The sequence below is a fragment of the Serratia sp. JKS000199 genome, from assembly GCF_900215455.1.
In the GTDB taxonomy this organism is placed as follows: Bacteria; Pseudomonadota; Gammaproteobacteria; order Enterobacterales; family Enterobacteriaceae; genus Serratia; species Serratia ureilytica.
Map to the genome: position 1 here is coordinate 1,987,730 of NZ_LT907843.1, position 18,008 is coordinate 2,005,737.

Here is an 18,008-nt window from a genome sequence, read left to right on the forward strand (position 1 = left end):
TGAATTCACTTTCAGGCGAAACCATTACTCTTTTGCAGCGGGTGTCTTTATGCAACCATTTGTTTAGGTCAGCGTCCGCCTGCGATAGATATGCTCTATGCCGCCATTGCCCCATTCGATTAGACGCCTGCCTGCCGCGCCCCTAAACTTGTGACATAAATACGCAAGACGCATAAAAAAGCGTTTACTTTTTAGCTACAACCACCTGCGAAGTGTCACCATGAAATTCAAACCGTCAATCAAGCCTTATACCGGCCCAGCGGGCGGCTGGGGTTCGCTTGAAGCCACCACCCGCTTTGTCCTCGACAGTAAACAAACCCTAAAAAACATGCGCAACCTGATGCGCGTCAACAAGGCGCGCGGCTTCGACTGCCCCGGTTGCGCCTGGGGCGACGACAACCACAGCACCTTCAGCTTCTGTGAAAACGGCGCCAAGGCAGTCAGTTGGGAAGCGACGCGCAGCGCCGTCGAGCCTGAGTTCTTCGCCGCGCACAGCGTCAGCACCCTGCAGCAGCAGAGCGACTATTTCCTCGAATATCAGGGGCGCCTCACGCATCCGATGCGCTACAACGCCGAAACCGACCACTATGAGCCTATTCATTGGCCGGACGCGCTGGCGCTGATCGCCAGGCACATCAACGCAATGGACAACCCGAACCAAATCGAGCTGTATACCTCGGGCCGCGCCAGCAACGAAGCGTCGTACCTTTATCAACTGTTCGGCCGCATGCTCGGCACCAGCAATTTCCCCGACTGCTCCAACATGTGTCACGAGGCGAGCGGCGTCGGGCTGAAGCAAAGCATCGGCGTCGGCAAAGGCACCATCCGCATCGATGACTTCGAAAAAGCCGACGCCATCTTCGTGTTCGGTCAAAACCCCGGCACCAACCACCCGCGCATGCTGCACAGCCTGAAAAACGCCGCCCGACGCGGCGCGCGCATCGTCAGTTTCAACACCCTGCGCGAGCGCGGGCTGGAAAGATTCGCCGATCCGCAGGATCCGGTGCAGATGCTGACGCCAAAATCCTCGCCGATCAGCTCCTCCTATTACCAACCGAATCTGGGCGGCGATATGGCGGCGGTGCGCGGCATGGTGAAAGCGCTGCTGGAAACCCACCGCCAGCGGCTGGCCGCCGGTGAGCCACCCCTGTTCGACCTGGCGTTTATCGAACGGCACAGCGTCGGCGTGGAGGCATACCTGGCGCAGGTGGATGCGACCGAGTGGCGGGCCATTACCGCGCAATCGGGCCTGAGCGAAGCGCAATTGCGCCAGGCGGCGGCCACTTACCAGGGCGCCGAGCGGGTGATCTGCACCTGGGCGATGGGCGTGACTCAGCATAAGCACTCTATTGCGACGGTGCGTGAAATCACCAACCTGCAGCTGCTGTTCGGGCAACTGGGCAAACCGGGCGCCGGTCTGTGCCCGGTGCGCGGCCACAGCAACGTCCAGGGCAACCGCACCATGGGGATTGACGAGAAGTCGCCCAAGGCGCTGCTCGACAGCCTGGAACGCCACTTTAACTTCACCGCCAATCGCGCGGTGGGCCACAACACGGTGGAAGCGATCGAAGCGATGTTGCGCGGCGAAGTGAAAGTGCTGATCGCGCTGGGCGGCAATCTGGCCGCCGCGGCGCCGGACACCGAGCGCACCGCCCGCGCCCTGCGCAACTGCGATTTGACGGTACACATCAGCACCAAACTTAACCGCAGCCACCTGGTGACCGGCAAAGACGCGTTGATCCTGCCGACGCTGGGCCGCACCGAATTGGACATGCAGGCCAGCGGCTCGCAGTACATCACGGTCGAAGATTCTTTCAGCATGGTTCACGCTTCGGAAGGCATCGGCAAACCGCTGGCGGATACCCAACGTTCGGAAACGGCGATCGTCTGCGGCATCGCCGACGCGGTGCTGGGCACGCAGCAGCTGGACTGGCTGGAGTTGGCCGACGACTACTCGCTGATCCGCGATCATATCGCCGCCACCATTCCCGGCTTTGAGGATTTCAACCGTCGCTGCGAGCAGCCCGGCGGATTCTACCTGGGCAATGCCGCCGCCGAACTGCGCTTCGCCACGCCGAGCGGCAAGGCGGAATTCAGCGCCGCCGCGCTGCCGGCGACCCTGTTCCCGCAACTGGGCGACGTGCAAGCGCCGTTTACCCTGCAAACGCTGCGCTCGCACGATCAGTACAACACCACCATCTATGGCCTGGATGACCGCTACCGCGGCGTTTACGGCCAGCGCGAAGTGTTGTTCATCCATCCGGAAGATCTGGCGGCGCTGGGCCTGCAGGATGGCGAACGGGTTGAGATAGAGACCCTGTGGAACGATGGCGTGGTGCGTAAAGTGGACGGATTCAAGCTGGTGAGTTACGACATTCCGCGTGGCAACCTGGCGGCCTACTACCCGGAAACCAACCCGCTGGTGCCGCTGGCCAGCTTCGGCGACGGCACCGGCACCCCGACGTCGAAGTCGATCCCGGTGGCGATTCGCCGCAGCGAACAGCAACCCTCGCTGCGCATTGCCTGAAAACGCGCGCCCGGTTTACGCCGGGCGCTTCAATATCGCCAGGATGGTCTGTAATTCGTCGGACAGCTGATGCCGTCGCCAGACGAAATACAGATCGCTCACGCCCTCCTCGCCCATTTCCACCACCTTCAGCCCCGGAGCGGGCAAAATCTGCGGCAGCAAAGAACCCGGCACGCAAGCGACGCCGCAACCTGCCTGCACGCAGGCCGCCATCGCGGCATAAGACTCCATTTCCAGCGTCATGCGCGGTTTCAGCCCGCGCGAGGCCAGCCAGTGATCCACCTTCAGGCGAAACGAACATTCGCGGCTGAACGTGTAAAATTCCAGCGCCGCCAGCGTGGCGGCATCGGGCTGCCCGGCATCGGCCGGCATCAGCATCACCAGCTGTTCGTCAAACGCCTTTTGGCTGGCCAGCAACGGATGTTCAATCGGGCCGTCGGTGATCGCCAGATCGAGGGCACTGTCGATCAGCATGCGCTCCAGCACCAATGAATCGCGGCTGAGCACGTTGATCTGCAGATGGGGTTGTAAACGGCGCAGCCGGGCGATGCGCGCCGGCAAATGGCTGACCAGCGAGAAATCCAGCGCCCCGAGGTTCAGCAGCCCATGCTGATGTTCTCCGGCGAACAGCTGCTTGCTGCGCTCCGCCTGCGCCACGATGTCGCGCGCCTGTTGGTAGAACAGCCGGCCTTTGGGATTGACGTACAGCCGGTTTTTATCGCGGAAAAACAGCTCGCCGCCCAACGTCTCTTCCAGCTCGCGCAGCCGCAGCGTAACGTTGGAAGGCACGCAGTGCAGCTCACGGGCGGCGGCGGCGATGGTTTTGTGTTCCACCACGGTGCAGAAAAACTTCAGCTGGCTCAGCTTCATCTATCATTCACTTTTAGTTAGCGTTTTAGTTAAAAACAATCACTTTAGATTAGCATCGATTTCACCTACAGTCTGTCGACACCCTGAGGAGGATCACTGATGCCACTGAATGATTTACTGACGCTGCCCGGCGTGGCGGCCCAACCGGACGCGGTAACCGACGGTTACGTGTTCAACCACACCATGATCCGCGTGAAAGACCTGACCAAAGCGCTGGATTTCTACACTCGCGTACTGGGTTTTACCCCGGTCTATCTGGAAGAATTCAAAGAGGCCGCCTTCACCATCTGCTACCTGACGCGCAGCCCGCGCGAGCAGATCCCGCAGGATGACGACGAACGCAAACGCTGGGCGCTGAGCCAACCGGGCATTCTCGAGCTGACCCATAACCACGGCACCGAAAATCAGGCGGATTTCCATTACCACAACGGCAACGGCGAGCCGCGCGGCTTTGGCCACCTGTGCGTCACGGTGCCGGACGTGCGCGCCGCCTGCGAGCGTTTTGAGCGCCTGGGCGTCACCTTTCAGAAACGCCTGCATGAAGGCCGCATGAACTACGTCGCGTTCATTCGCGATCCGGACGATTACTGGATTGAAATCCTGCAGCCGACGCCGCTGCAGGACTGATTGCCCCCCTCCTTCACCCCGGCCTGCGCGCCGGGGTTTTTCATCGTTCGCCCTTCGATTGACCAATCTTGCGCAAAATCGCGCGGCAACGCGGGGTTCCGTGACGTTAGGCTTGCTCGCAGCGGGTGATTCGCGTAAAACTGTCAGCCGCAAATCTTGCCACTCACAACCCATTCACTGGACGATATGTTTCAAGATAACCCGCTGCTGGCGCAGCTAAAACAGCAACTTCACTCTCAGACCCCACGCGTTGAAGGCGTAGTGAAAGGGACTGAGAAAGGCTTTGGCTTTCTTGAAGTAGACGGTCAAAAAAGCTACTTCATTCCGCCGCCGTACATGAAGAAAGTCATGCACGGGGATCGCATTATCGCCACCCTGCACACCGAGAAAGAGCGCGAAATCGCCGAGCCGGAAACCCTGGTCGAGCCGTTCCTGTCGCGCTTTGTCGGCCGCGTGCAAAAGCGCGACGATCGTCTGTCCGTCGTGCCCGATCATCCGTTGCTGAAAGACGCGATTCCGTGCCGCCCGGTGCGTGAACTGACCCACAACTTCCAGGCCGGCGACTGGGCAGTGGCGGAAATGCGCCGCCATCCGCTGAAAGGCGATCGCGGCTTCAACGCCGACCTGACCCAGTTTATCACCGACGGTGAAGACCATTTCGCCCCGTGGTGGGTGACGCTGGCGCGTCACAACCTGGAAAAAGAGGCGCCGGAGATGCAGGCCCTCAGCGAGCCGGACTCTGAGCTGGTGCGTGAAGATCTGACCGCGCTAGAATTCGTCACCATCGACAGCGCCAGCACCGAAGATATGGACGATGCGCTGTACGTGACCGACAACGGTGACGGTTCGCTGCAGTTGACCATCGCCATCGCCGATCCTACTGCCTACGTAGAACAAGGCAGCAAGCTGGACGATATCGCCCGCGTGCGCGCCTTCACCAACTATCTGCCGGGCTTCAACATCCCGATGCTGCCGCGCGATCTGTCGGACAACCTGTGCTCGCTGCGCCCTAACGAGCGCCGTCAGGTGCTGGCTTGCCGCGTGACCATCGCCGCCGACGGCGCGCTGGGCGAAGATATTCAGTTCTTCGCCGCCGAGATCGAATCCAAAGCCAAACTGGTGTACGACGAAGTCTCCGACTGGCTGGACGGCATTGCCGGCTGGCAACCGCCGAGCGACGCCATCGCGCAACAGATCACCCTGCTGAAACGCGTTTGCGACGCGCGCAACGTCTGGCGCCACCAGCATGCGCTGGTATTCAAAGATCGCCCGGACTACCGCTTCGTGCTGGGTGAAAAAGGCGACGTACTGGAGATCGTTACCGAGCAGCGCCGCAGCGCCAACCGCATCGTTGAAGAGTGCATGATCGCCGCCAACGTCTGCGCCGCCATCGTGCTGCGCGATCGCCTGGGCTTCGGCGTGTACAACGTGCACACCGGTTTCGATCCTGCGCTGGTTGAGCAAGCGGTCACCGTACTGCAGGCCAACGGCGTCGAAGCCGAAGCCGAGAAGCTGCTGACCCTCGACGGTTTCTGCGAACTGCGCCGCCACCTGGATGCGCAGCCGACCCAGTTCCTCGACAGCCGCATCCGCCGCTTCCAGACCTTCGCCGAGATCAGCACTACGCCGGGGCCACACTTCGGTCTGGGGCTGGAGGCTTACGCCACCTGGACATCGCCGATCCGTAAATACGGCGATATGGTCAACCACCGCCTGCTGAAGGCGATCATCAACCAGCAGCCGGCGGAAAAACCGCAGGATGACGTGACGGTGCAGCTGGCGGAACGCCGCCGCCTGAACCGCATGGCGGAACGCGACGTCGGCGACTGGCTGTACGCCCGCTTCCTGCAGGACAAGGCCGGTACCGATACCCGCTTCAACGCCGAGATCATCGACGTGACACGCGGCGGCCTGCGCGTGCGCCTGCTGGACAACGGCGCGGTTGCCTTCATCCCGGCGCCGTTTATTCACGCGGTGCGTGACGAGATGCAGTGCAGCCAGGAAACCGGCACCGTGCAGATCAAAGGCGAAGTAGTTTATCGCCAAAGCGATACCTTGCAGGTCACCATCGCCGAAGTGCGCATGGAAACCCGCAGCGTGATCGCCCGGCCGGCGGCCTGAACGCCAGCCTGAAACGGTAGCGACGCCAAACGCCGACGGTGAAAACCGCCGGCGTTTTTTTTCGTCCGCGCTCGCTAACGCAATGGGTTACCGCCGGTTTCACGCAGCAATGGCAGCACCGCCAACGAAGCCAGCGTCGCCAGCATCAGGTAGACGGCGGGCGCCAGCAGCGAGCCGCTCAACGCGATCGACTGCGAGGCGATATATTGGGCGAAGCCGCCGAAAATCGCCACGCCGAGGCTGTAGACCAACGCAAACCCCAATGCGCGAATGCGCTGCGGAAACAGCTCCGAAATCATCAGCATGGTCGGCACCGAGCCGAGCGTGGTCAATCCGACCAATATCGCGACAATCAGCAGCAGCACCGCCGGATGCGGCGCGGCGCTCAGCCACCAAAACGCCGGCAAGGCCACGATCAAGATAGCGATGCGCGAGCCTCGGATCAGTGGCAAGCGGCCATAGCGATCGCACCAGTGCCCGACCAACAGGCTGCCGCCGAAGGTCACCAGCCCCGCCAGCAGCATCGCGGCATAGCCGTAGGCCTGCGGCATGCCTAAGTATTTCACCGCGTAAGTGCCGAGATAATACATCGAGATGTAAGTGGCGACGGTGGCACCAATGGTCAGCATCACGCCGAGCACCACCGCTCGCGAGTGCCGTCGCAGCTGCGCTGGCGGTTCATGAGCCCGCGACACCGGCGGCCGGTCGCTTTCCAATCCGAGACGCAGCCAGCAACCGAGCGGCGCCAGCGCCACGCCGATAAAGAACGGAATGCGCCATCCCCACTCGGCCATGGCATTCGGCTCGCCGGAGATCGCCGGCAACGCCGCGCTGAGCGCCAGCGCGGTGACGCCGCCGACCACGGTGGCGATGCCCTGCGTCGCCAGCGACCAACTGGAATAGAAGCCTCGCCGGTTAGGTGGCGCCGACTCCACCAGCAACGACATCGATGCGCCCACCTCGCCCCCCGCCGCCACGCCCTGGATCAAACGCGCCGCCACCAGCGTGACGGTTCCCCAATAACCGGCGCTGGCGTAGGTCGGCGCAAAGCCGATCATCGCCGTGCCGAGGCTCATCAGTGAAATCGTCAGGATCATCGCCGGCTTGCGGCCATGGCGATCGGCATAGGCGCCGATCAGAATGCCGCCCAGCGGCCGCATGAAAAAACTGACGCCAAACGTGGCGAACGCCAACAGCAACGCCAAATTGGGATCGCTCGAGGGGGGAAAAAACAATACGCTGATATAAATAACGAAGAAGTTATAGATACCGAAATCGAAAAACTCCAGCGCATTGCCGAAGGAGGCGGCAAATATCACTTTCTTGCCGCCTACCCTCGCGGGCGCGTTTATTGTTGGTTGCGTCGCCGCCGTATTTTCACTCATCATTATCTTCCCTGTTATTATTCTTCGAATTTATTTTAAATACGCTTCCGCCAACGCTCCCCAATACTGGCTGCCGGCCGCCAGACACCCATCGTTAAAGTCATATCCCGGGTTATGCACCATGCAGCTTCCTTCGCCGTCACCGTTACCGATGATCAGGTAGCAGCCTTGCGGATGCGCATCGAGCATAAAGGCGAAGTCTTCGCTGCCCATCAGCGGCCTGGCGCCGTAGTGCGCGCGGGCGGCGCCGAACTGCTGCTGCGCCACGCGGTGGGCGAAACGGGTCATCGCTTCGTCGTTGACCAACACCGGCGTGCCGTTAACGTGTTCCACCGTCGCGTGGGCGCCGAAGCTTGCCGCCTGCGCTTCGATCAGCGCCGGAATGCGCGCCAGCAGCGTAGCGCGCGCCTGGCGATCCAGCGAGCGTACGCTGAGCTTCATCTCCGCGCTATCCGGGATCACGTTGGCCGCCTCGCCGGCCTTGATGCTGCCAACGGTGATCACCGCCGCCTCCAGCGGATCGATATTGCGCGAAACGATGCTCTGCAGCGCGACGGTGATATGCGAGGCCACCAGCACCGGATCGACCGCCAGCTGCGGGATGGCGCCGTGGCCGCCGCGCCCCTGCACCCGCACGTTGAACTGATCCATCGAGGCCATGAACGGGCCGTGCTGGAAGAAGAACTCGCCGAGCGGCATCCCCGGCATGTTGTGCATGGCGAAGATGGCATCGCAGGGGAAGCGTTCGAACAGCCCCTGTTCCACCATGCGCGCGCCGCCGTTCAGCATCTCTTCCGCCGGTTGGAAAATCAGGTGCAGCGTGCCGTTGAAGTTGCGCGTTTGCGCCAGGTAGCGGGCGGCGCCGAGCAGCATAGTAGTATGGCCGTCATGGCCGCAGGCGTGCATGCGGTTGGCCACGCTGCTGCTCCAGGGTTTGCCGTTGTTTTCCTCGATCGGCAAGGCGTCCATATCGGCGCGCAGTCCGAGGCGTTTAACGCCGTCGCCCACCCGCAGCGTCCCCACCACGCCGGTGCCCGCCAATCCGCGGTGTACCTCATAGCCCCACGAGCTTAGATAATCCGCCACCAGATCGCTGGTGCGAAATTCTTCAAAACCCAACTCGGGATGCTGGTGAATATCATGCCGGATGGCCGTAAGCTGCGGTAAATACCCTTCAATGACTTTATTTATCATAATTAAATTCCTTTCGTAGCTTTATTATTTATTTAATGAATGAATAAAAGTGCGAATTGAAATAAAGGTATAACACGGCATGAGTAATTTTATTTCGGCGCGCCTCGCCAGATAAAATAATAGGCCGCCAGACGCCGTGCTCTGATAAAAAACGGCGATGATTCGCTGTATGCGAAGTGAAAGTGCAGAATGAACTTCTGCCGGGAAGCGCATGGGCCGCAGCCTGCGCCAGCGGTGTTTCATCACGTTGTTTTTACACTAAAACCCCACCTGCTTCACATTTCTCATCCGACCTGCCACGGTTCGGCGGCAAAACTTCTACTGTTAAAACGTCATTCCTAATAACAACGTCGATTTTACCTCTGCACGCCAAGGAGTTATTTCATGAGAAACATCAGGTCCGGACTTATCTGGCTGCTGGTGGCGTTGGTCGGCGCCTTCGCCTTCGCCATGCTGGCGCTCAGCCGCGGCGAGCACGTCAACGCCGTCTGGCTGGTGGTCGCCGCCGTCGCCTGCTACAGCATCGCCTACCGCTTCTACAGCCGGTTCATCGCCGACAAGGTCTTTGAACTGGATGACCGCCGTCTGACCCCGGCCGAACGCCACAACGACGGCCTGGACTACGTGCCCACCAACAAATGGGTGCTGTTCGGCCACCACTTCGCCGCCATCGCCGGCGCCGGGCCGCTGGTGGGGCCGATCCTGGCCGCGCAGATGGGCTTCCTGCCGGGAACCATCTGGATCCTGGTCGGCGTTATGTTGGCCGGCGCGGTGCAGGATTTTCTGGTGCTGTTCATCTCCACGCGCCGCGACGGGCGTTCACTGGGGGAAATGGCCAAGCAAGAGCTGGGGGCGTTCGCCGGGGTGATCACCATGCTCGGCGCGCTGGGGGTGATGATCATCATCCTGTCGGCGCTGGCGTTGGTGGTGGTGAAAGCGTTGGCCGACAGCCCGTGGGGGCTGTTCACCATCGCCGCCACCATCCCGATCGCCCTGTTCATGGGCATCTACATGCGCTTTATCCGGCCGGGCAAGATCGCTGAAATTTCGGTGATTGGCTTCGTGCTGATGCTGCTGGCGATCGTTTACGGCGGCAACGTGGCGCAAGATCCCTATTGGGGGCCGTTCTTCACGCTGCACGGCACCACCCTGACCTGGGTGCTGGTGATCTACGGCTTCGTCGCCTCGGTGCTGCCGGTGTGGCTGCTGCTGGCGCCGCGCGATTACCTTTCCACCTTTATGAAAATCGGCGTCATCATCGGCCTGGCCATCGGCATCGTCTTCGCCATGCCGGAGATGAAAATGCCGGCGGTCTCGCGCTTTATCGACGGCAGCGGCCCGGTGTTCGCCGGCGCCCTGTTCCCGTTCCTGTTCATCACCATCGCCTGCGGCGCCATTTCCGGCTTCCACGCGCTGGTCTCCAGCGGCACCACGCCTAAGCTGGTGGAACGCGAAAGCCACATTCGCTTTATTGGCTACGGTGCCATGCTGATGGAGTCTTTCGTCGCCATCATGGCGCTGATCTGCGCCTCGGTGCTGGATCCGGGCGTCTACTTCGCCATGAACTCACCGGCGGCGCTGATCGGCACCACGGTGGAAAATGCTTCGCAGGTCATTAACAGCTGGGGCTTTATCGTCACGCCGGAGACGCTGGCGCTGATCGCCAAAGAGGTGGGCGAGAACGCCATCCTGTCGCGCGCCGGCGGCGCCCCGACCTTCGCCGTGGGCATGGCGCACATCATCAGTGAGGTGTTCAACAGCCGGGCGATGATGGCGTTTTGGTACCACTTCGCCATTCTGTTCGAAGCGCTGTTCATCCTGACCGCCGTCGACGCCGGCACCCGCGCCTGCCGCTTTATGGTGCAGGATCTGGTGGGCGTGGCGGTGCCGCAGCTGGCCAATAACCGCTCCTGGTTCGGCAACCTGGCGGGCACCACGGTGGCGGTGGCCGGTTGGGGTTTCTTCGTGTATCAGGGCGTGGTCGATCCGCTCGGCGGCATCAATACCCTGTGGCCGCTGTTCGGTATCGGCAACCAGATGCTGGCGTCGATGGCGCTGATCCTCGGCACCGTGGTGCTGTTCAAGATGAAAAAGCAGCGCTACGCCTGGGTGACTATTCTGCCGACCGCCTGGCTGTTCGTGACCTCCATGACCGCCGGCTGGCAGAAGATCTTCCACGAAAAACCGAGCATCGGCTTCCTGGCGCAGGCGAAGAAGTTCTCCACCGGCATCGAGCAAGGCACGATCATTGCGCCGGCCAAATCGTTGAAAGACATGGAAACCATCGTGTTCAGCAACCAGATCAACGCCGCGCTGTGCGGGTTCTTTATGCTGGTGGCGGTGACCATGCTGATCGCCGCCTTCTTCGCGATCCGCCGGGCGCTGCGCGCCGAACAGCCGACGGCGCACGAGGTCGGCGCCGCGCTGAGGGAAGAGGCCGGCCGCAGCTAAACGAACCGAGCATCAAGCAAGGGCGCCGCGGCGCCCTTTTTACTGGCTTTAGCCTAACAGCGTGGAGCCGAACGCCCCTTGCCAATCCTGTTCGAATTTCTCGACCGCGGCCTGCACTGCCGGCGCATTCAGGAACTGCTCCGCGACGTCCACCGGCAGCGTGATGGCCTGGCAGCCCGCCAACAGGCACTCCAGCGCCTGGCGCGGCGTTTTGAAACTGGCGGCCAGCACCTGCGCCGACGGCGCATGCAGGCTCAACAGCTGCTGCAGCTCGTGCACCATTTCGATGCCGTCGCCGCCCTGCGCGTCCACCCGGTTGACGTAAGGCGCCACATATTCCGCCCCGGCCAAGGCCGCCAACAGCCCCTGTGCAGCGCCGTACACCGCGGTGCCCAACGTCGGAATGGACATCGTTTTAAGCTTCTTGATCGCCGCCAGCCCTTCGGCGGTCGCCGGGATTTTCACCACCAGCCCCGGTACCCGCTGGCTGAGCAGCGCCGCCTCCGCCACCATACGTTCCGCATCGGTCGCCATCACCTGTGCAAACAGCTTGCCGGTGCCGCCGAGGGCGTCGCGCAGCGCGGGCAGCACTTCCCAGATCGGCTTGCCTTCCTTCGCCACGATGCTCGGGTTGGTGGTGACGCCGTGCAGCGGCAGAATGCGCGCCAGGCGTTTTACCGCGGTCACATCGGCGGTATCGAGATAAAGCTCCATCACGGACTCCTGTGTCATGTTCTGTGGGCGGATTCAAACTCTGATCATCATAGGGCAAAAACCGCGCTAACTTTTGATCAAAATCAACTCAACTTTCATTCGAAACATCTTTAATGGCGAAAGATACAGCAACGCCAAACGGGTGACTCATGATCTTCAATGTGCAGCGCTACTCGACCCATGACGGCCCGGGCATCCGCAGCGTGGTCTTTTTAAAAGGCTGCCCGCTGAGCTGCCGGTGGTGTCAGAACCCGGAAAGCCGCTCGCGCCACGCAGACCTGCTGTTTGACGAACGTCTGTGCCTGAGCGGCTGCACGCTGTGCGCCGAGCGTTGTCCGCAAGGGCTGCAACGCACCGACGGGCCGCTGACGCTGCAACGCGAGCTGATTAGCGCAGACGATTATGCCGCCCTGGCCGCCGCCTGCCCGACCGGCGCACTCAGCCTGTGCGGCAGCCCGATCAACCCCGACGATATCATGGCCGAGGTGATGCGGGATAAGCCTTTCTACCTGCGCAGCGGCGGCGGTTTAACGCTGTCCGGCGGCGAACCCTTTATGCAGCCGGACATCGCGGCGGACCTGCTGCGGCGCGGCCGCGAGGCCGGCATCCACACCGCCGTCGAATCCTGCCTGCACGTCCCATGGCGTTATATCGCCCCTTCGCTGCCGTGGCTGGATCTGCTGCTGGCCGATCTCAAACACACCGACGAAGCGCGCTTCAGAGCCTGGACCGGCGGTTCCGCCCGCCGGGTGATGAGCAATTTTCGTCGGCTGGCGGCGCACGGCGCGCAAATGACCGTACGCGTGCCGCTGATCCCCGATTTCAACGCCGATCGCCGCTCTGTCCGTACCATCGTCGACTTCGCCGCCGACGAGATCGGCGTGTCGGAGATCCACTTTCTGCCGTACCACACGCTCGGCATCAACAAGTACCACCTGCTCGGCGAACCCTACCGTGCCGCCCGCACGCCACTGGACGCACCCGACCTGCTGGCCTTCGCCGAAGAGTATGCCGGCGCCAAGGGCCTGACCGCCATTTTGCGAGGATAACACCATGACCACGTTGGATTTGACTACCCTGAGCGCCCGTATCCAGGCGCATAAGAATGCGCTGATTCACATCGTCAAACCGCCGGTGTGCACCGAACGCGCGCAGCACTATACCGAGGCCTATCAGCAGCATCAGGACAAGCCGCTGCCGGTGCGCCGCGCCCTGGCGTTGGCCAACCATCTGGCGAAACGCAGCATCTGGATCGCCAACGACGAGCTGATCGTCGGCAACCAGGCCAGCGAGCTGCGCGCCGCGCCGATCTTCCCCGAATACACCGTCGGCTGGATAGAAAACGAAATAGACCAGTTGGCCGACCGGCCGGGCGCCGGTTTTTCGGTCAGCGACGAGAACAAGGCAATTTTGCATCGTCTGTGCCCCTGGTGGCGCGGCCAAACGGTGCAGGATCGCTGCTACGGCATGTTCACCGACGAACAAAAGGCGTTGCTGGCCACCGGCATCATCAAGGCCGAGGGCAATATGACCTCCGGCGACGCCCATCTGGCGGTCAACTTCCCGCTGCTGCTGGAGTTAGGCCTCGATGGCCTGCGTGAAAAGGTGCGCGCGCGCCGCAGCCGCCTGCGTCTGACCGAGTGGGAAGATCTGCACAAGGCGCAGTTTCTCAACGCTATCGATATTGTGCTGACGGCGCTGAGCGAACACATCCTGCGCTTCGCTCGCCTGGCGCGCGACATGGCGCAAAACGAAGCCCGCGACTGGCGGCGCGCCGAGCTGCTGGCTATCGCAGACAACTGCGACCGGATCGCCCATCGCCCGCCGCAAACCTTCTGGCAGGCGCTGCAGCTGTGCTATTTCATCCAGCTGACGTTGCAGATCGAATCCAACGGCCATTCGGTTTCCTTTGGCCGCCTCGATCAGTATCTCTATCCCTGGTATCGGCGCGACGTGGAGCTGGAGCAAAACCTGACGCGGGAAAACGCCATCGAGCTGCTGCACAGCTGCTGGCTGAAGCTGCTGGAGGTCAACAAGATCCGCTCCGGCTCGCACTCCAAGGCCTCCGCCGGCAGCCCGCTGTACCAGAACGTCACCATCGGCGGCCAAAAACTGGTCGATGGCCGGCCGTGCGACGCGGTCAATCCGCTGTCCTACGCCATTCTCGAATCCTGCGGCCGCCTGCGCTCCACCCAGCCCAACCTCAGCGTGCGTTACCACGCCGGGATGAGCGCCGATTTCCTCGACGCCTGCGTACAGGTGATCCGCTGCGGTTTCGGCATGCCGGCATTCAATAACGACGAAATCGTCATTCCCGAGTTCATCAAGCTGGGGGTCGAACCGCAGGACGCTTACGACTACGCCGCCATCGGCTGTATCGAGACCGCCGTCGGCGGCAAATGGGGCTATCGCTGCACCGGCATGAGCTTCATCAACTTCGCCCGCGTGCTGCTGGCGGCGCTGGAACAAGGCCGCGACGCCACGTCCGGGCAGATTTTCCTGCCGCAGGAACAGGCGCTGTCCAAAGGAAACTTCGCCGATTTCGAGCAGGTATTAACCGCCTGGGATCGGCAAATCCGCTACTACACGCGCAAGTCAATTGAGATCGAATGCGTGGTGGACAGCGTGCTGGAGGAGAACGCCCACGATATCCTCTGCTCCGCGCTGGTGGATGACTGCATTGAACGCGGCAAAAGCATCAAGCAAGGCGGCGCCAAATACGATTGGGTTTCCGGTCTGCAGGTCGGCATCGCCAACCTGGGCAACAGCCTCGCGGCGGTGCGCAAACTGGTGTTCGACCAAGGGGCGATCGGCCAGCAGCAGTTGGCGACGGCGCTGGCCGAAGACTTCGCCGGGCTGGATGGCGAGCAGCTGCGTCAGCGGCTGCTTAACGCTGCGCCCAAATACGGCAACGATGTGGACGAGGTCGATCGGCTGCTGGTGCGCGCCTACCAAACCTACATCGAAGAACTGAAGCAGTATCGCAACACCCGCTTCGGCCGTGGGCCGATCGGCGGCGGCTATTACGCCGGCACCTCGTCGATTTCGGCCAACGTGCCCTTCGGCGCTGCCACCCTGGCCACGCCGGATGGCCGCAAGGCGCACGCGCCGCTGGCGGAAGGCGCCAGCCCGGCGTCCGGCACCGACCACCTGGGGCCGACCGCGGTGTTTAATTCGCTCGCCAAGTTGCCGACCGAGGCGATCCTCGGCGGCGTGCTGCTCAACCAAAAGCTGAACCCGGCGACGCTGGACAACCCGCGCGATCGGGAGAAGCTGATGCTGATGTTGCGCACCTTCTTCGAGAGCTATCGCGGCTGGCATGTGCAGTACAACATCGTGTCGCGCGACACGCTGCTGGCGGCGAAGCAACACCCTGACCAATATCGTGATTTAGTGGTTCGCGTAGCTGGCTATTCCGCCTTCTTTACCGCATTATCCCCTGAGGCGCAGGATGATATTATTGCGCGCACAGAACATACTCTTTAAACCTTTGACTCTTAGCGGCCGCGCCTTGGCGGCCGCATCATCAGGCCGATATGAATTTACGACAACAGACCATATTGCAGTTGGTTAACGATCGCCGCCGGATCAGCGTCAATGAGCTGGCGCGCGCTTCGGGCGTCTCGGAAGTCACCATCCGGCAGGATCTCAACCTGCTGGAAAAACGCAGTTATCTGAAGCGGGTGCACGGCTCCGCCGTGGCGTTGGAAAGCGACGACGTCGACGCCCGCATGATGTCCAATTTCACCCTTAAGCAACGATTGGCGCAGTACGCCGCCGCGCAGGTCAACGACGGCGAGACGATTTTTATCGAGAGCGGCAGCGCCAATGCCCTGCTGGCGCGCTACATCGCCGAACGCAAGCGCATTACGCTGATCACCGTCAGCCACTACATCGCCAACCTGCTCAAAGAAACCGACTGCGACGTGATTGTGTTGGGCGGCATGTACCAGAAGAAAAGCGAGACCGTGGTCGGCCCGCTCACACGGCTGTGCATTCAGCAGGTGCATTTCAACAAAGCGTTTATCGGCATTGACGGCTTTCAGGCCGAAACCGGCTTTACCGGCCGCGACATGATGCGCGCCGATGTGGTCAGCGCGGTGCTGGCCAAGGGCGTGGAGAATATCGTGCTGACGGATTCCAGCAAATTCGGCCAGATCCAGCCTAACCCGCTGGCGCAGCCGGGGCAAATCAGCCGGGTGATCACCGATTCACGTTTGGCGCTGGAGTATCAGCATCAGCTGAAACGTCAGGGCGTACAGGTGGAGCTGGTCAACGAATAACGCGCCGCGCGGGCCACGCCGCCCGCCGTTTCCCTTGCGCAGCGGGATTTTAAGACTATTTACCTGTTTATCCTTCCCGAGAAACCTATACTCAGCTTCGGTAACTTTTGGGCCGTAACTCGCTAATTATTCGGCCGTTAACAAAAATGCCATTTTTTATATCGATACCGCATGGGAATCAACAGCAGGCCTGATTTATGGTTAACGCCTATACTTATAGGGCACTTCCATATAGCCAATGCTAAGGAGAAGTCATTATGATGATTATCAATAAACGTTTCGCCACCGCCGCTCTGGCTCTGACTCTGGCGTTTTCACTGAGCGCCTGTTCCAACATGTCCAAACGCGATCGCAACACCGCTATCGGCGCCGGCGCCGGTGCAGTCGGCGGCGCAGTGCTGACCAACGGCAGCGCTTTGGGCACGCTGGGTGGGGCTGCGGTGGGCGGCATCATCGGTCACCAGGTTGGCAAATAACCTGCCCGATGCTCCTCCGCCGACAGGCGGGCAAAAGCGCCTCGGCGCTTTGACGTATTAACCAATAACGATGATTTCAGGTCTGTTTTACTTTAAGTCTATGGTTCTTTCGCCGTTAACGGGTTAACCCCCGGCAGCAACAACCTCTAGCCATGCCGCAGCATTGCACTGCGGCATGGCGATTCGCCTCAACCGCCCGCCAGTTTGACCGTCATGCCTTTGGCTTCCAGCAGCTGTTTGAGCAGATCGCGTTTATCGCCCTGGATCTCGATGACTCCCTCTTTCACCGAGCCGCCGCAGCCGCATTTCTTTTTCAGTTCGGCCGCCAGTTTGTCGAGCGCGGCATCATCCAGATCGACGCCGGTAATCAGGCACACGCCCTTCCCCTTGCGGCCGCTGGTCTGGCGCTGGATGCGCACGACGCCATCGCCCTTGGCGCGTTGCGGTTTAACCTCTTCCTGCTTGATGCGACCGGTGTCCGTGGAATACACCAGACGGCTGTTATCGTCATTCATCATCGCTTCCTCAGGCCAAAGAGGCGCGGATCGCGCGCAGCGTCGCGGCCGGATCCGCAGATTGGGTGATCGGACGCCCAATCACCATATAGTCCACGCCGGCGGCCTGCGCCTGCACCGGCGTCATAATACGACGCTGATCGCCCGCCGCGCTGCCTTCAGGGCGGATCCCCGGCGTCACCAGTTGGAAAGCCTGCCCGCAGGCGGCCTTCAGGCGCTGCGCTTCGTGTGCCGAACATACCACGCCGTCCAGCCCGCAGTCGCGGGTCAGGCGCGCCAGGCGCTCGGCGTGTTCTGCCGGACTGGCCTCGATGCCGATGCCGCGAAGGTCTTCCGCTTCCATGCTGGTCAGCACCGTGACGGCGATCAGCAGCGGCGCATCCGCCCCGTATGACACCAGCGCTTCTTTAGCGGCAGTCATCATGCGCGCGCCGCCGCTGGCATGCACATTGACCATCCAAACGCCCAGCTCGGCCGCTGCGGCTACCGCATGCGCCGTGGTATTGGGAATATCGTGGAATTTCAGGTCAAGAAATACGTCGAAGCCGCGCCCGTGCAGATCGCGCACCAGCTGCGGCCCAAACAGCGTGAACATTTCCTTGCCCACTTTCAGCCGGCAGTCTTGCGGATCGATACGGTCGGCGAACGCCAGCGCAGCGTTCTTATCGGCGTAATCCAACGCCACAACGATTGGAGATGATTTTAAGTCATTGTTATTAGTGTTATTTTCAGACTTCATTTCTTCTACCTTCTGTAAAATGGAGATAATCAGGGACTCACCCGCGAAACTGACCGCCGCATTCTACATGCCAGGGGCCAGAAATCCCAGCCGCAGCGCGCACCGG

At 61.4% G+C, this 18,008-nt stretch carries 14 protein-coding genes; 8 read left to right on the forward strand and 6 right to left on the reverse strand.

Features of this window, described 5'->3' with window-relative positions:
* The first annotated feature begins 220 nt into the window (after positions 1–220).
* The gene (locus tag CPH57_RS09535) at positions 221–2,527 is read left to right on the forward strand and encodes an FdhF/YdeP family oxidoreductase (protein WP_047026021.1); all 2,307 of its coding nucleotides are present in this window, start codon (positions 221–223) and stop codon (positions 2,525–2,527) included.
* Between the two features lie 15 nt (positions 2,528–2,542).
* Here CPH57_RS09535 and CPH57_RS09540 read toward each other — a convergent pair whose 3' ends face one another.
* The gene (locus CPH57_RS09540) at positions 2,543–3,397 is read right to left on the reverse strand and encodes a LysR family transcriptional regulator (protein ID WP_046687144.1); all 855 of its coding nucleotides are present in this window, start codon (positions 3,395–3,397) and stop codon (positions 2,543–2,545) included.
* A gap of 99 nt (positions 3,398–3,496) precedes the next feature.
* Here CPH57_RS09540 and gloA point away from each other — a divergent pair, with 99 nt between their 5' ends.
* Together gloA and CPH57_RS09550 are read left to right on the forward strand one after the other, a co-directional pair.
* Positions 3,497–4,024, forward strand: coding sequence for a lactoylglutathione lyase (gloA, locus tag CPH57_RS09545; protein ID WP_019452681.1), 528 nt, complete (start codon positions 3,497–3,499; stop codon positions 4,022–4,024).
* A gap of 186 nt (positions 4,025–4,210) precedes the next feature.
* Positions 4,211–6,145: an exoribonuclease II gene (locus CPH57_RS09550; protein WP_096242301.1), complete on the forward strand. Its 1,935-nt coding sequence runs from the start codon at positions 4,211–4,213 to the stop codon at positions 6,143–6,145.
* Between the two features lie 74 nt (positions 6,146–6,219).
* On the opposite strand, the gene CPH57_RS09555 is transcribed toward CPH57_RS09550, so the two are convergent.
* Positions 6,220–7,530: an MFS transporter gene (locus tag CPH57_RS09555; RefSeq protein ID WP_033643247.1), complete on the reverse strand. Its 1,311-nt coding sequence runs from the start codon at positions 7,528–7,530 to the stop codon at positions 6,220–6,222.
* A 30-nt stretch (positions 7,531–7,560) separates the two neighbouring features.
* Positions 7,561–8,724, reverse strand: coding sequence for a M20 aminoacylase family protein (locus CPH57_RS09560; RefSeq protein ID WP_033643248.1), 1,164 nt, complete (start codon positions 8,722–8,724; stop codon positions 7,561–7,563).
* A gap of 384 nt (positions 8,725–9,108) precedes the next feature.
* Here CPH57_RS09560 and CPH57_RS09565 point away from each other — a divergent pair, with 384 nt between their 5' ends.
* On the forward strand, positions 9,109–11,175 hold the full coding sequence (locus tag CPH57_RS09565) for a carbon starvation CstA family protein (RefSeq protein ID WP_046687146.1): 2,067 nt from the start codon (positions 9,109–9,111) through the stop codon (positions 11,173–11,175).
* Between the two features lie 48 nt (positions 11,176–11,223).
* On the opposite strand, the gene fsa is transcribed toward CPH57_RS09565, so the two are convergent.
* Positions 11,224–11,889, reverse strand: a complete 666-nt coding sequence (gene fsa / locus CPH57_RS09570) for a fructose-6-phosphate aldolase (RefSeq protein ID WP_033643250.1) — start codon at positions 11,887–11,889, stop codon at positions 11,224–11,226.
* A 149-nt stretch (positions 11,890–12,038) separates the two neighbouring features.
* Here fsa and CPH57_RS09575 point away from each other — a divergent pair, with 149 nt between their 5' ends.
* From CPH57_RS09575 to osmB, 4 genes are all read left to right on the forward strand, one after another.
* Complete coding sequence (locus tag CPH57_RS09575; protein WP_096242302.1) at positions 12,039–12,938, forward strand: glycyl-radical enzyme activating protein; 900 nt, start codon at positions 12,039–12,041, stop codon at positions 12,936–12,938.
* A gap of 4 nt (positions 12,939–12,942) precedes the next feature.
* A complete protein-coding gene (locus tag CPH57_RS09580) occupies positions 12,943–15,375 on the forward strand; it encodes a formate C-acetyltransferase/glycerol dehydratase family glycyl radical enzyme (RefSeq protein ID WP_096242303.1) in 2,433 nt (810 codons plus the stop codon).
* Positions 15,376–15,425: 50 nt separating this feature from the next.
* Positions 15,426–16,172, forward strand: a complete 747-nt coding sequence (locus tag CPH57_RS09585; protein WP_004930631.1) for a DNA-binding transcriptional regulator YciT — start codon at positions 15,426–15,428, stop codon at positions 16,170–16,172.
* A 257-nt stretch (positions 16,173–16,429) separates the two neighbouring features.
* Positions 16,430–16,648, forward strand: coding sequence for an osmotically-inducible lipoprotein OsmB (gene osmB / locus CPH57_RS09590; protein ID WP_004930634.1), 219 nt, complete (start codon positions 16,430–16,432; stop codon positions 16,646–16,648).
* Between the two features lie 188 nt (positions 16,649–16,836).
* Here osmB and yciH read toward each other — a convergent pair whose 3' ends face one another.
* Positions 16,837–17,163: a stress response translation initiation inhibitor YciH gene (yciH, locus tag CPH57_RS09595; protein WP_047575613.1), complete on the reverse strand. Its 327-nt coding sequence runs from the start codon at positions 17,161–17,163 to the stop codon at positions 16,837–16,839.
* Between the two features lie 10 nt (positions 17,164–17,173).
* On the reverse strand, positions 17,174–17,902 hold the full coding sequence (gene pyrF, locus CPH57_RS09600) for an orotidine-5'-phosphate decarboxylase (protein WP_046898957.1): 729 nt from the start codon (positions 17,900–17,902) through the stop codon (positions 17,174–17,176).
* Positions 17,903–18,008: the final 106 nt, after the last annotated feature.